Annotated in this window: 11 protein-coding genes, 2 tRNA genes and 1 rRNA gene; 7 read left to right on the top strand and 7 right to left on the bottom strand. The window is 31.5% G+C overall.

All coding sequences use genetic code 11. The annotated features are described in order from the left end of the window. Positions 1-148 precede the first annotated feature (148 nt). The 3 genes from glgB to LQ189_RS07745 are packed head-to-tail and all read right to left on the bottom strand — an operon-like array spanning position 149 to position 4,793. Positions 149-2,056 carry a 1,4-alpha-glucan branching protein GlgB gene (glgB, locus tag LQ189_RS07735; protein WP_230155542.1) on the bottom strand — a complete coding sequence of 636 codons (1,908 nt, stop codon included), beginning with the start codon at positions 2,054-2,056 and terminating at the stop codon, positions 149-151. A 38-nt stretch (positions 2,057-2,094) separates the two neighbouring features. Then, positions 2,095-3,375 (bottom strand): glucose-1-phosphate adenylyltransferase, encoded by a 1,281-nt coding sequence (locus LQ189_RS07740; protein ID WP_086453553.1) that lies wholly within the window; start codon positions 3,373-3,375, stop codon positions 2,095-2,097. Then, on the bottom strand, positions 3,372-4,793 hold the full coding sequence (locus LQ189_RS07745; RefSeq protein ID WP_230155544.1) for a glycogen synthase: 1,422 nt from the start codon (positions 4,791-4,793) through the stop codon (positions 3,372-3,374). The genes LQ189_RS07740 and LQ189_RS07745 overlap by 4 nt, the downstream gene beginning before the upstream one ends. 143 nt (positions 4,794-4,936) lie before the next feature. On the opposite strand from LQ189_RS07745, the gene LQ189_RS07750 reads away from it, so the two are divergent. The 4 genes from LQ189_RS07750 to LQ189_RS07765 all read left to right on the top strand — a co-directional run bounded on the left by LQ189_RS07750 (position 4,937) and on the right by LQ189_RS07765 (position 7,644). Continuing rightward, the gene (locus tag LQ189_RS07750; RefSeq protein ID WP_230155546.1) at positions 4,937-5,800 is read left to right on the top strand and encodes an alpha/beta fold hydrolase; all 864 of its coding nucleotides are present in this window, start codon (positions 4,937-4,939) and stop codon (positions 5,798-5,800) included. Positions 5,801-5,820: 20 nt separating this feature from the next. Further along, positions 5,821-6,207: a peptide-methionine (R)-S-oxide reductase MsrB gene (gene msrB, locus LQ189_RS07755; protein WP_230155548.1), complete on the top strand. Its 387-nt coding sequence runs from the start codon at positions 5,821-5,823 to the stop codon at positions 6,205-6,207. Between the two features lie 70 nt (positions 6,208-6,277). Beyond that, positions 6,278-6,811 (top strand): helix-turn-helix domain-containing protein, encoded by a 534-nt coding sequence (locus LQ189_RS07760; protein ID WP_255667818.1) that lies wholly within the window; start codon positions 6,278-6,280, stop codon positions 6,809-6,811. Beyond that, entirely contained in the window at positions 6,721-7,644 is a 924-nt protein-coding gene (locus tag LQ189_RS07765) for an IS3 family transposase (RefSeq protein ID WP_230158597.1), read from the top strand. Before LQ189_RS07760 ends, LQ189_RS07765 begins: the two co-directional genes overlap by 91 nt. A gap of 55 nt (positions 7,645-7,699) precedes the next feature. Here the strand turns inward: LQ189_RS07765 and LQ189_RS07770 are convergent, their stop codons facing one another. Further along, a complete protein-coding gene (locus LQ189_RS07770; RefSeq protein WP_230155552.1) occupies positions 7,700-9,325 on the bottom strand; it encodes an amidase in 1,626 nt (541 codons plus the stop codon). Between the two features lie 263 nt (positions 9,326-9,588). Here LQ189_RS07770 and LQ189_RS07775 point away from each other — a divergent pair, with 263 nt between their 5' ends. From LQ189_RS07775 to LQ189_RS07785, 3 genes are read left to right on the top strand one after another with little or no spacing between them, the layout of a single operon-like run. Next, on the top strand, positions 9,589-10,368 hold the full coding sequence (locus LQ189_RS07775; protein WP_230155560.1) for a GLPGLI family protein: 780 nt from the start codon (positions 9,589-9,591) through the stop codon (positions 10,366-10,368). Between the two features lie 3 nt (positions 10,369-10,371). Next, positions 10,372-11,130 carry a GLPGLI family protein gene (locus LQ189_RS07780; protein ID WP_230155561.1) on the top strand — a complete coding sequence of 253 codons (759 nt, stop codon included), beginning with the start codon at positions 10,372-10,374 and terminating at the stop codon, positions 11,128-11,130. Continuing rightward, positions 11,131-13,767 carry a hypothetical protein gene (locus tag LQ189_RS07785; RefSeq protein WP_230155564.1) on the top strand — a complete coding sequence of 879 codons (2,637 nt, stop codon included), beginning with the start codon at positions 11,131-11,133 and terminating at the stop codon, positions 13,765-13,767. It begins immediately after the preceding gene. Between the two features lie 424 nt (positions 13,768-14,191). Here LQ189_RS07785 and LQ189_RS07790 read toward each other — a convergent pair. The 3 genes from LQ189_RS07790 to rrf form a co-directional block, all read right to left on the bottom strand. Continuing rightward, positions 14,192-14,277 (bottom strand) — tRNA-Leu (locus tag LQ189_RS07790). Between the two features lie 6 nt (positions 14,278-14,283). After that, a tRNA-Phe gene (locus tag LQ189_RS07795) sits at positions 14,284-14,356 on the bottom strand. A gap of 55 nt (positions 14,357-14,411) precedes the next feature. Next, positions 14,412-14,521: ribosomal RNA gene (gene rrf / locus LQ189_RS07800) — 5S ribosomal RNA — on the bottom strand. Positions 14,522-14,667 lie beyond the last annotated feature (146 nt).

A 14,667-nucleotide genomic window follows, 5' to 3' on the forward strand; every position in this document is an offset into this window, starting at 1 on the left:
TATTTGGACTGGTTTTCAAAAATCAAACATACAAAAAATGAACGTAATCTATTTAAAACCTGCTGTTTATTAACGAAAACGTTATATATGATTCTTGACATGCGCTAACCGTTTTTTTAAATAAAAATTAAAATTTGCATACAAATATTTATACAATCTGGAAAGTAATTACACTCAATGGTGGAAGAGTCAATGCAACAGAATAATCTCTACCATCATAAGGAATACTTTGTATTAACATTCTGTTTAAGTTTTGAACACCGCTTCCTCCATAAATAGTCTCGTCACTATTAAATATCGATTGTAAAGTACCCGATCTTGGAATACCAATGGTATAGTTTTCTCTAACTACTGGCGTGAAATTACACACAATAACTAAATCATCTTCTTGATTATTTCCTTTTCTGATAAATGAAAAGACTGCATTTTGATGATCCGAATAATTAATCCATTCAAAACCATCAGGAGTAAATTGTTTTTCATACAATGCAGGTTGCGATCTATACAATTCATTCAAATCTGAAATGATCTTTTTAATTCCTTTGTGAAAAGAAAATTCAAGTAAATGCCAATCTAAGCTTTTTTCAAAATTCCATTCGCTACTTTGACCAAATTCACCGCCCATAAACAAGAGCTTGGTACCTGGATGCATGAACATATAGGCATATAAAAGTCTAAGATTTGCAAATTGTTGCCACTCATCACCTGGCATCCTTCCTAAAATAGATTTCTTACCATAAACCACTTCATCATGTGATAGTGGTAATATAAAATTTTCTGTAAAGGCATATGTCATAGAGAATGTTAACTCATTTTGATGGTATTTTCTATAAATTGTATCTTTTTTAAAATAATCCAAGGTATCATGCATCCAACCCATCATCCATTTCATCCCAAAACCTAAACCACCTATAGAGGTAGGTCTTGAAACCATTGGGAACGATGTACTTTCCTCTGCAATGGTTTGAACACCTTCGTAATTAAGATAAACTGCTTGATTAAACTCTTTAAGAAAACTAATTGTATCCAAATTTTCTCGCCCTCCGTAAATGTTGGGCTCCCACTCTCCTTCTTTTCGTGAATAATCTAAATATAACATAGACGCCACTGCATCTACACGCAATCCATCTGCATGGTAATGCTGTAACCAAAACAAGGCATTACTGATCAAAAAAGAACGAACTTCATTGCGTCCGTAATTAAACACCAAACTTTTCCAATCTGGATGATAGCCTTTTCTTCGATCTGGATGTTCAAAAAGATTAGAACCATCAAAAAATCCTAAACCATGTGCATCATCTGGAAAATGAGATGGCACCCAATCCAGAATCACTCCTATTCCCTCTTGATGTAATTTATCTATCAAATACATGAGATCTTGAGGATTTCCAAATCTAGATGTTGGCGCAAAATATCCTACTAACTGATATCCCCAGGATGGATCGTAAGGATACTCCATTATAGGCATAAACTCTACATGAGTAAACCCCGTTTCTTTGAGATATTGAACTAAATCAAGTGCTAATTCTTGATACGAAAGAAAACTATTATCCTCAACGTGACGTTTCCAAGACCCTAAATGCATCTCATAAACAGAAAAAGGTTTGTTTAAACTATTTCTTTCTTTTCTATTTTGCATCCATTTTGCATCGTTCCAATCGTAATCAAGATCCCATACTACAGAGGCTGTTTTTGGCGGTTGCTCACAAAAAAAAGCAAAAGGATCTGCTTTCTCTGTAACAACCCCATCAATACTAGATTGAATTTTGTACTTGTAAATGGCTCCTTTTTTAATATTAGGAATAAATCCTTCCCAAATTCCTGATGAATCCCATCTTACGTTCAACAAATGTTCATTTTGTTGCCAAAAATTAAAATCCCCTACAACAGATACTGAATGAGCCGATGGTGCCCAAACTGCAAAGTACACTCCTTGCACTCCGTTCACAGACAAAATGTGTGCACCTAGTTTTTCATAAAGACGAAAATGCTTGCCAGCTTTGAACAAGTCAATATCAAAATCAGTAAAAAGGGAGTGTGTGATAACAGTATTCATATAGGATTTGTGCACATTTAAATGATGTACTTTTTAAATTATTTAATACTAAAATTATCTGGTAATACGGCTCCTTTTTTTATTACGACAATACCATCTTTAATGGCATATAAATCTGCAGAAAAATCAGCTAGATGACTTCCTCCGTTTATATGAACATCATTCCCTATTCGGCAATTTTTATCTACTATTGCATTATTGATGTAGCAACGCTCACCAATTCCTACTAATAGTTTTCCATTGGTAATGTCATGATCCATCTCATCAATATTTTGATAAAAATCATTTCCCATAATGTAACAATTCTGAATAACTGTTCCAGTACCTATTCTTGAACGAATTCCAATAACAGAATTGTTTATTTCTTTGGCGTTCAAAATACAACCTTCAGATATCAAAGAACGTTCAACCATGGTCTTTTGAAATTTAGAAGGAGGCAAAAGTCTCGGTCTTGTAAAAATCTTATTGGTATCATCAAATAGATTAAACTTTGGTAAGTCTTCTGTTAGACCAATGTTAGCTTCAAAGAAAGAATCAATATTTCCAATATCGGTCCAATATCCTTCATATTGATAACTTAGTATTTTTTTATGCCCCACTGCCTGTGGAATAATTTCTTTACCAAAATCCTTTGTTTCTTTATTAGACATGATGTCTACTAACAAATCTTTGTTAAAGATATAAATACCCATTGAGGCTAGGTAATGCTTACCCTCCTGTTTCATTTGGTCACTTACATCTGATTCCCAATCTGGGAGCAATTCTTTGGCAGGTTTTTCAATAAAAGATTCAATACAACTTTCAGAATTGGTTTTAAGGATACCAAATTCGGGTGCATCCTTTGCATTAACTGGTAAAGTTGCAATGGTAATATCGGCTTGTCGTTTGATATGTTCTTCAACCATCTCATTAAAGTCCATTTGATACAATTGATCTCCAGAAAGAATCAATGCATAATCAAACTCATGATTTAAAAAATGGGGCATACATTGCCTTACAGCATCTGCAGTGCCTTGAAACCAAGTTGGGTTATCTGGAGTTTGCTCCGCAGCCAATATGTCAACAAAAGAATGACTAAAAATGCTAAAGTTATAGGTGTTTTTTATGTGAGCATTTAAGGACGCCGAATTGAATTGAGTCAATACAAATATTCTATAAATATCTGAATTCATACAATTTGAAATAGGAATATCTACCAATCTATACTTCCCTCCAATGGGCACAGCAGGTTTAGATCTCGACTCTGTTAAAGGATATAATCTGGAACCTTGTCCACCACCTAAAATAATTGCAATAACATTTTTCTTTTTAGCGTTCATTTTTTGTCAATTATAGCATTGTACATTTCTAAATATTCTTGACAGACACGTTCCCACGAATTGTCTGTTTTCATTCCTCTCTCAATAACTTCGTTAATTGCTTCTTTGTCTTGAAAAAGCTGTTTTGCACGCCGTATTGAATAACAAATATCCACAACAGATGCCTGATCATGACAAATACCGTTTCCATCATCACCAAAATCAATTACCGTATCTCTTAATCCTCCTGTTCTTCTCACAATTGGAATTGTCCCGTAACGCATAGCATACATTTGATTCAGTCCACATGGCTCGACTCTCGAAGGCATTAACATAAAATCAGAACCTGCATAAACTAAATGTGCTAGAGCTTCATTGTAACCAATACTGGCATTAAAATTACCTTTAAATTCAGGAATAAGATTTTGTAATTTATTCTCTATAACTGCATTTCCAGACCCTAAAACAAAAATGTTGATTTCATTGGCATGTTCTTTCAAGGCAAAGAATGCTGCGTCTGGTAGTAAATCACCTCCTTTTTCATCAAATAATCTTCCTATAAAACTAAAAAGTGGTTTTGTTGCATCTAGATTAAAAAGTGAACAAAGCTTTTCTTTATTGGTCTTTTTTCCAATTTCAAAGTCAGCTATTGCATAATTCCTTTCTATCATTTCATCCGTCAAAGGATTCCAAATTTCTACATCTATTCCGTTCAAAATCCCTTTGGACTTGTACCGTACATTTTGAAACAGCGATTCTAATCCATTAGCAAAACCATTTATTTCGTCTAAATAACTCGGTGAAACGGTGGTAACTCCTCCTGCACATTTTACGGCTACAGCCAATGAATTAATGCAATGATCCCATTCTAAAACATTTTTGTGAATCAAATCAAACTCTGGAATGTAATTCATTTTTTCGAACCCAAATTGTCCTTGGTATAAACCATTATGAATTGTAATCACGGTTGGAACAGCTCGTAGTTTTTCATATTTAAAGCTGTACAACATCATAAACGGAATTAAACCTGTATGATGATCATGACAATTAATAATATCTGGAATTGTCTCTCTATTTGAAATAAAATCTAAAGCAGCAATCTGAAATGCCAAAAAGCGTTCAATATCATCTTGAAAACCATATACTTGCTTCCTATCAAATAATTCTGGAATGGCAATCAAATACAACTCAAATCCTAATTTATTGGTTGCTTCTTTGTGAACAGTAAATAAAAAATTAAACGTCCCTAAAGGCACATTACCATGAAAAACAGTTTCAAATGCATTTTCTTTCATAAAAACCACATCATATTCTGGGATTATAACCCGAACTTCATGTCCTGCTTGTGCTTGATACTTAGGAAGGGCGCCTACAACATCTGCAAGACCACCAACTTTTGCAACGGGAAAACATTCAGCACTAATATGAAATAACTCCATGAATTTAATTTGTGTTTTAAAAAATACTTTTTGTTAAAAAAACATTTAAATTACTTTTAAAGATTTAAAAAAAAGTACTTTTATGTTTTTCTAAATTTAGTAAAAAAATTACAAAAAAATAACCCTTTTGAAAATTTAGTATAATGACAAAAAAGAGTACCGTTCATACACAATCCTTAAAAATTCCCAAGATAATTTTACATACTAGCAAATTAATCGCTTTTTTCTCTTCAAAATTAGTGACCCTATTTGCTGCAAAACTATTCACTACACCTACAAAATATAAGGTTCCCAAAAGAGAACTCACAATGGAAAGTAAAAGTTTAAAAAGTAAATTACACGTTCCTGCAATTAACAAAGAAATTTCCCTCTATGAATATGGTAATAGTAATAGAAAAATACTACTTGTTCACGGTTGGGCTGGACGCGGGACACAATTATTCAAAATAGCAGATGCTCTTTTGCAAAAAAATTATCAAACAATTAGTTTTGACGCACCTGCACATGGAAAATCCCAAGGTTCCTCAGCAGTGATGACGGACTTTATAGCTTCCATACTTGAAATTGATAAAATACATGGTCCCTTTGAAGGTATTATTGGTCATTCATTAGGAGGAATGTCGGTATTAAACGCCATAAAAAACGGAATCAAAGTCAACAAAGCAATTATTATAGGTAGCGGAGATGTTGTCTCTGACATAATAAATGATTTTATAGCAAAACTAAAACTAGACCCAAAAATAGGTCTCTCTTTACGAGCTCACTTCGAAGAAAAATACAAGGATGATATGAATAATTATTCGGCATCTCATGCAGCAAAGGAAGTACATATTCCTGTTCTAGTAATTCATGATGAAGATGATCCTGAAGTTCCAGTAAGCGCTGCCCTGAATATTCACAATCATTTAAAAAAAGGAGAATTAATGATAACAAACGGTCTTGGACACCGAAAAATATTAGGAAACTCAAAAGTAATTGAAGCAACAATAGTTTTTTTAGAAAATTAAATTTACAAACTACTTACAACATGAAATATCCAATAGAAAAAACGGAATCAGAATGGAAAGCACTTTTGGGAGAAGAAAGATATAGAATATTACGTCTCAAAGGCACCGAATATCCGCATACAGGAACGTTCAATTTACACTTTGAAAAAGGAACCTATACTTGTGGAGCTTGCAATGAAAGTTTATTTGAAAGCAATACAAAATTTGATGCACATTGCGGATGGCCTTCATTTGATGAATCAATTCCTGGAAAAGTACAATATATTGATGATGTATCTCACGGAATGAAACGTACGGAGATTTTATGTGCCAATTGCGGTAGCCATTTAGGACATGTTTTTAATGATGGCCCTACAAAAACAGGTCAAAGATACTGTGTAAATTCGCTCTCAATCAACTTTAAGTAAACGATAAAAAGGGATTAATTACGAATGTGAACTGCCCCCAAAAAGTTAGACGCTATTTGGGGGCATTTTTATGGAAAGAAAAGTCAAGTACAATTATGAATTTAAACTTCGCTGTGTGGCAGAAGTTCTAAGAAAACATCGTTCGGTTTATTCGGTAGCCTATGAAAATGGTATATCAAGTTCTAATCTTGATCGCTGGATTAAGTTTTATATTGAATTTGGAAATGAGGGTCTTTTACCAAGACAGAAAAACAAAAACTATAGTATAAACTTTAAACTGAAAGTACTACGAGCTATTGAAAATAAGTCAATATCTTTGAGTAAAGCTTGTTTAACTTTTAATATTCCAAGAGAGTCAACTATAACAAGTTGGCAAAGAAAATACGAAATTGAAGGAGCAGCAGGTTTACAAGATAAACCTAAAAGCAGACCTGTAACTATGAATTTTAAGAGAAAGCAACGAAAAACAGATAAACCATTAACCAGAGAAGAAGAACTTCTAAAAGAACTTGAATATTTACGAGCAGAGAACGAAATTTTAAAAAAGTTCAATGCCTTAGTTCAAGCCGAACAAGCCAAGCAAAACAAAAGGCTCAAACCATAATGGAATTAAGGCATAAATACGATTTAGAGGTTCTACTCAATTGTATGAAAATGGTCAGAAGTAGTTATTATTACTATGAAAAAAGAAGTCAATTAGTTGACAAATACAAGGATATTAAAGAATTGATTAAGCAGATTTACAATCACCATAAAGGCAGATTGGGTTATCGTCGTATTACTTTAGTAATCAGACAAAAGGGAATTATAATTAATCACAAAACAGTATTACGATTGATGAAAAGTTTAGGATTGAAAAGTTTAATACGAGTTAAAAAATACAAATCCTACAAAGGCGAACAAGGAAAAATAACTCCAAATATTTTACAACGCAATTTTAAAGCAGCAAATCCCTATGAAAAATGGGCAACTGATGTAACAGAGTTTAATGTTTCAGGCAACAAATTATATCTATCACCTATTATTGATTTATATAATGGAGAAATAATAAGTTACGAATTATCTGAAAGACCTAATTTTAATCAAATAACCAACATGCTTAAAAAGTCTTTTAAACGAATACCTAATAATACCAATCTAATACTGCACTCAGATCAGGGCTGGCAATATCAAATGAAACAATATCAAACACTATTGAAAGAAAAAGGATTAGTACAAAGTATGTCTAGAAAAGGAAACTGTTTGGATAATGCAATTATTGAAAACTTCTTTGGAATATTAAAATCAGAACTGTTTTATATTATGAAATTTAGAGACATAAACCACTTAAAAACTGAAATTATACAATATATCAAATATTACAATAATGAAAGAATAAAACTCAATTTAAAAGGAATGAGCCCGATACAATATCGAGCTCATTATTATCAAAATTAATTATAAATTTGTCTAAACTTTGGGGTGCAGTATAATGACTTAATCCCTTTTTCATTTAGCTCAAGAAAGAGACTTTGTATTGTGGCACTGCCCTTTTTTTGGTGGCTTGTTCATACGCATATCCTAAAGAAATTAACAAGCCCTCGGTGTACGGCTTACCAAAAAAGGAAAGCCCAACAGGTAATTCATATACCAGCCCACAGGGCACTGTGATATGAGGATAACCACTCATTGCAGCTGGTGAAGTTAGGGAATAAGTTCCCCAACGGTCACCATAAATAGTATCAATACTGCATGAAGGACCCATTGTAATTCCGCAAATGGCGTCAAGACTGTTTTGAGCCATGACTTCATTCAATATTTTTTTACTACCTTCAAAACTCTTTTCGAGACTATTTTGATATTCAGATGCTTTTAAATCTTTTTTCGCATTAGAACTCAGCAGCGTTTCTTGTTTAAAATAAGGCATCGCTTTGTCTTCGTTTTTGCTATTAAAATCAATAACATCTTTTAATGTTTTTACTTTAGCATTAGCGGTAGCTAAATATTGATTGAGTCCATCTTTGAATTCATATTGCAATACTTCAAACTCAGCTTGTCCTAATGCATTAATTTTGTCTATATAATCAATTTTTACAACCGTAGCCCCTTGCTTCTCTAATAATTTAATAGCGTCATCAAAAAGAGCATTTAAATATTGATTCTCTCCTTGAGGTTTGTTTTCAATACCAATTCTCTTTCCTTTTAATCCGTCTAATTTTAAAAAAGAACTATAATCTGTTACAGATTTTCCTTTACTTTCAAGAGTTAAAGGATCTTTTTGATCTATAGAAGCTAGTACTCCTAATAAAATAGCTGCATCAGATACAGTTCTAGCCATAGGACCTGCAGTATCTTGCGTCTTGGAAATAGGAATAATCCCAGAACGACTAACTAAACCTACAGTAGGCTTAATACCCACAATTCCATTAACCGAAGCCGGACAAACAATAGAGCCATCTGTCTCTGTACCTACAGCCACAACACATAAATTTGCTGAAACTGCTGTTCCTGAACCCGCGCTTGAACCACAAGGATTATGATCTAAAAAATAAGGGCTTTTAGTTTGACCGCCTCTACTACTCCATCCTGATGAAGACTGTGTTGATCTAAAGTTTGCCCATTCACTTAAATTGGTTTTACCAATGATCACTGCGCCTGCATCTCTTAACTTTTTCACAACAGTTGCATCGTTAGAAGCTATGTTCCCAGCCATTGCCAAAGATCCAGCCGTTGTTTGCATTTTATCAGCCGTATCAATATTGTCTTTTATCAAAACGGGAATTCCATGCATCGCACCACGAGTTTTTCCAGCTTTAAGTTCTTCGTCAATCTGTTTTGCAATGGTTAAAGCATCTGGATTAACCTCAATTACTGAATTGAGTTTAGGTCCCTTTTTATCTATTTCTTCAATTCGATTTAAATACAAACGCACCAATTGTTCCGATGTAAAAGTGCCCGATTTCAATTTAGATTGCAAAGAAGCAATTGATTCTTCATCAAGTTCAAAACTCAAATTAAACTCCTCACCAGAAGCTGATGTATTTTTATCATTTGATTTAGAATCGCAACCAGTAACAAAAAAAGTATTTATTCCAATGGCTGCAATAGCTGATGAAGCCAAAAAAGATCTTCTCTTCATAAAAATATGTATTTTTTATTTTTTATCTAATGTAGTAAAATATTAATCAGGAGCGTAAACAATTTAAAATGATTTTATGACACTAAAAAAACTAAACTATTAGTATTTTAAACATTAGTAGTACTAATAAGTAACAATATTATAATTTTGTAATAAAAATGTAATATATTCGATATTCTAATCATTCGGTTTATCAAATAATATGAAATAAATAGAATAGCTGCAACAACTTTTATTTTATTTAAAAAATTCAATATAAAATCATGAAAAAAATAGGTATCCTTTTCATCTTTCTTAATTTTTTAAATGTTGTAACGGCACAGTATAAGATTGAATATGATTATGTAATCACTAATCAGTTACCCGGTAATATCAGTATTGTAAGAGCCAATACTTTTTTAATTACTGATGGAATCTATTCAAGATTTGTAAAAAATCGTGTTTTTAATGGCGTAGTCGATCTGAAATTTGAAAATTCGATGGCTGATTTAGAGGAAAGCGCCAATAAAAGTAATAAATATGCAAAAGGAGATAGTTTAGGATACGTGATTGCCAAAAACTTTAGTAAAGATTCTATCTATATGAGACTTTTAAATGACAAGTCTGAATATGTAAAAATACCACGGAGAATGGTGAAATTTCAATATGAGGTAATAGAGGAATATAAATCAATTTGCAATTATAAATGTCAAAAAGCATTAGTGAATTTTGAAAATAGGCAATTTGAACTTTGGTTTACAAACGAAATTCCTATCAGTGATGGCCCATGGCTATTTCAAGGATTACCAGGGCTTATATTAGAAATAAAATCTACCGATAACCTTCATTTATATCTTGCCAGAAGTATCAACAAAACAAAACCTTTAAATAATGCTACTATAGCTTTTCCGTACAAGAAAACGATTGATTTAGAAACCTTTCAAAAAAGATATTTAGAAATTGAAGAAAATAAATTTAAGTTTAATAAGGCTCAAGGGGATCCCAATGTAAAATTCACAGTTACCATAAATAACCTTGATATTCCTAGAACTTTTTTTGAATAAAACATGAAAAAACTACTGATACTATTATTATTAGCTTGTAATTGTTACAGCCAATATAAAATTGAATACGATTACACAAGTGAAACAAATGACAGTTTTGGCAATGCTAAAACCATTTCCAAATGTTATCTATATACAGACAATGTTAGATCTAAATTCATCAAGGACAGAGTAATTAATGGCCGATACGAACAAGAATTGCAATATCCTAATAAAGATTTAGAAGAAAAATTTAAATCAGAGGATAAAGGGATGGTTTATGGTGACAGCATAGGTTATGTAGTTACAAAATTTATGGAAACAGATTCTATTTACTTACGTACCCCAGGAGCCATTCTTGTTAAAGAAAAATTAGAAAAAATAGATTTTAAAATTCAAGACGAATTTAAAACTATAAGTACCTACAATTGTCAAAAAGCAATTGCATCTGTTTATGGTCGCGAGTTTGAAATTTGGTTTACTAGTGAAATAGCAATTCATGATGGACCATGGAAATTATCAGGTTTACCAGGTTTAATTATTGAAGTACATAGCATAGATAGAAATCATAATTTTTATTTTACATCTATAAAAAAAATGCCTAGTAGCACATATCTATACAGCTTGCCAACATTCAAAAAAATAGAAGATCGTGCTGAAAGAATTAAAGCTAGAATAAAAAGTGTAGAAACTCAATTTAAATATAAAAAATCTAAAAATCCAGATTCTGTTTTAAAAATGACGATCAACGATTTAGATTTACCCATAATAGAATTTAAATAAATGAGGATAACAGGAACATTATTAGTTTTCGTAATCTTTACAATAAGTTTAAAAGCACAAATTCTTAAAGGCAAAATTACATCATCGGACCAAATAGACCTTGTAACTGCAAGTGTTGTCATTAAAGATTCAGCTAATGCCAGAGGTATTAAAGAATTTACAGTAGCCAGAAACGGTGCATATGAAATTAGACTTACCAAAGCATATAAAAACCTATATATTGAAGTAACCGCAAATAATTATGCTAAAGTAGGTCATACCATATTAAACCCTCAACAAGGTACAACTTACACACATGACTTTATATTAAACCACGAAACCACAATACTGCTGAAAGATGTAAAAATTTTTGCTAAAAAAAAGCCTTACACTGAGGTAAAAGATACTGTCAATTTTAATGTGGCGTCTTATAAAGATGGATCTGATAGAAAAATACAAGACATCATTAGGAAACTACCCGGAATGGAAGTAAATGACAATACAGGTGAAATTAAATACAAAGGCAAAGCTGTAGAGACAGTACAGCTAGACGGCGATGATCTTTTTAGTGGCAATTACACAATTGGCACCAAAAATATTAATGTAGACATGATTGATAAAGTTCAAGCACTTGAAAATTTTTCGAGCAACAAACTTTTAAAAGGTCTAGAAGGCGATGGAAAAGTAGCATTAAATCTTAAACTAAAAAAAAATATCAGAGACATCTCAGGAAGTTTGAATTCATCTTTAGGAACTTTTAAAGAAATGAAAACTGCTGTAGACACTGATATTAATTTCTTAACACTATCCTCAAAAATTAAATCCTTTGGCACTATTAGTTTTAATAATATTGCTGTCAACTATTCGCCATTTGATTATTTTGGCAATTTTAGAACACAAAATGAAAATGCCAACACTGCTTTTAAAAATAGCAAAATCATATCCGAATTTAGTTCATTAAATATACTAGACAATAAAAGAACTATACTTAATAATTCCATATTTGCTAACTACAACATCTCTTTAAAAACAGGACCTAACACTACTTATAAATCAAATTTTTATTTTGTAAAAGATCTTATTAATTCTTTAAGTTTAAACGAGACTAATAATTTAATAAACGATCAAAAATTTGCAACAAGCGATCAAATAAATGCAGATAAAAAACCAATGTTTTTTCGAATGGATTTTGACGTTAAGCATTCTATTTCAAAAACATCAACTATTGATTACTACTTTATCATCAATAATGAAAAAATCAATACTTCTTCTTCATTATTTCAAAATGAAAAAGACTTTTTTAATACTGAACAACGAACCGAAAATTTATTTTTAAAATCTAAATTTCAGTTTACAAAAAGACTATCGGATAAAAAAGCAATTCAAATTACATCACATCAAACATTTGATAATCTATATCAGAATTTCAAAACACAATCACAAACATCCGCTGTAAGTGCCATCCAAGGTATCCAAAAAAGAAAAGCGTTTTTTGACCTTCAAGCTAATTACATTCGTAAAATAAAAAGAGCTAAATACAATTCAATCCTTGGAACTGAATTGATATCAAATCCGCTCTACTCTGATCTACAGACAGAAGAGAATCCGACAGAGAATACAAGCGCTAACGATATTGATTTCATCAAAACTAAAGTTTTTTTTAATAATAAGTTAGATTATGACTGGGGAAACATACTTATTATTTCTAATTTTAATAGCGCTATATTACATCAGGCTATCAAAAATAATGCATCAAAAACCGAAATCAAAAACACTTCGATTTTAATTGAGCCAGACATTAGTTTAAGCTATAAATTCAGCAGAGTATCTAGTTTTCATTTTAATTTAAGTTCAAGAGTAAATCCTTTGATTGACAATTACAACTATTCAAACAACATTCTTATTAGCAACAGAACCACAATAAAAAACAATCTTGATTTACAACTACAAAGAACAGCTTCTTGTGCTATCGGTTACAATTTATATGACCTATCAAAACAATTTTTAATGAATGCAATTATCAATTATTCTGAAAACAAAGGTAATTTTTTCTCCAATCTAAATATTGATCAAAATAATTCACAAATAGCCTATTTCTTTTTGGATGAAAAATTCAGAAATGTAGATTTAAGTTTTAAAATAGAAAAGTATTTACCATTTATACAATCCACGATAAGATTTAGAACTCAATACAATATTTATGATTATAAAAATCTCATCAACTATTCCGAATTACGAAATAACATAAGTAAAAGCAGTAGGAATGAGCTGTTTTTGAAATCAGCTTTCGATGGTAAACTTAATTTTCAAAATATCCTTCAATTTAATCTTTCAAAAAATTCAACGGATGCTAATGCCAGTTTTGAAAACCAAGATTTGAATAATGCATTCAAGTTATATTATACACCTAATAAAAAATGGTTTTTCAGTTTAACGTATGATTTTTATAAAATAAACAAGAAAGCTAATTATTCTTTCCTCGATTTAATAGTTAAGTATGTTCCTAAAAACAAACAATTTAATTACAGCTTTAATGCAAAAAACATTTTAAATAACGAGCGCTTTATTGAAGTACACACGTCAGATTATTATACAAGTATTTATACAACTAATATTGTTCCAAGAAGTTTAATTATCACTTGTAATTATAGCTTCTAATTTAGAAAGGTCATCAAGTATGATAACTAATACAAAATAATTTTCCCTTTTGATCAAAAAAAAATGCCCAAACATTAAAAATATTTAGAAGTTAAAGTTTATTAATTAAATATGAAATATTTCCACAACTGAATAAAAACTACGCTTCAATAATGTAAGTAAACACTAAAACAAGTATATAAAGGCATCATGGAATTTAATTTAACCCTTTGACAGAATGTTAAGATTTAATTTTGCTTTTTTTTATGCTTACCAAACTTATTATTTTTGAAAATTAACTCATATAATTAAACTAATCTGAAATTAGCCGTTCAAATACAAGAGCAAAAAAAAGAAAACATCCTTAAAATACGAAAGTAAAATAAAAACATATTTCATAAACGCAAAAAACTCCCTAAAAACTAGGGAGTTTAAAAGGATTTTGTACTCAGAGCGGGACTTGAACCCGCACGAACATTGCTGTTCACTGGATTTTAAGTCCAGCGTGTCTACCAATTTCACCATCCGAGCTGGTTGTGGTACCTCCAGGGATCGAACCAGGGACACATGGATTTTCAGTCCATTGCTCTACCATCTGAGCTAAGGTACCTTACTTAAATAAGTAAATTAAAAAAAAGCCCATCTTTTCAGATAGGCTTTTCAAAGAAAGGCGACGACATACTCTCCCACATAACTGCAGTACCATCTGCGCTGGCGGGCTTAACTACTCTGTTCGGGATGGGAAGAGGTGAGCCCCGCCGCAATAACCACCTTAAGGTTGTTAGTCTAAAGTCGAAGGTCTTAAAGTCTAAAGTTACCTTTTGGACTTGTGACTTTCGTCTTTTGACTGCTCTTGCGTCGAGCAAATATCTTAACATACTGAGATAAAGAATATAAAAAGTGTATTAGAAAGTTTCTCCC

Origin of the sequence: Flavobacterium sp. CECT 9288, assembly GCF_918731615.1 — a bacterium.
In the GTDB taxonomy this organism is placed as follows: domain Bacteria; phylum Bacteroidota; class Bacteroidia; order Flavobacteriales; family Flavobacteriaceae; genus Flavobacterium.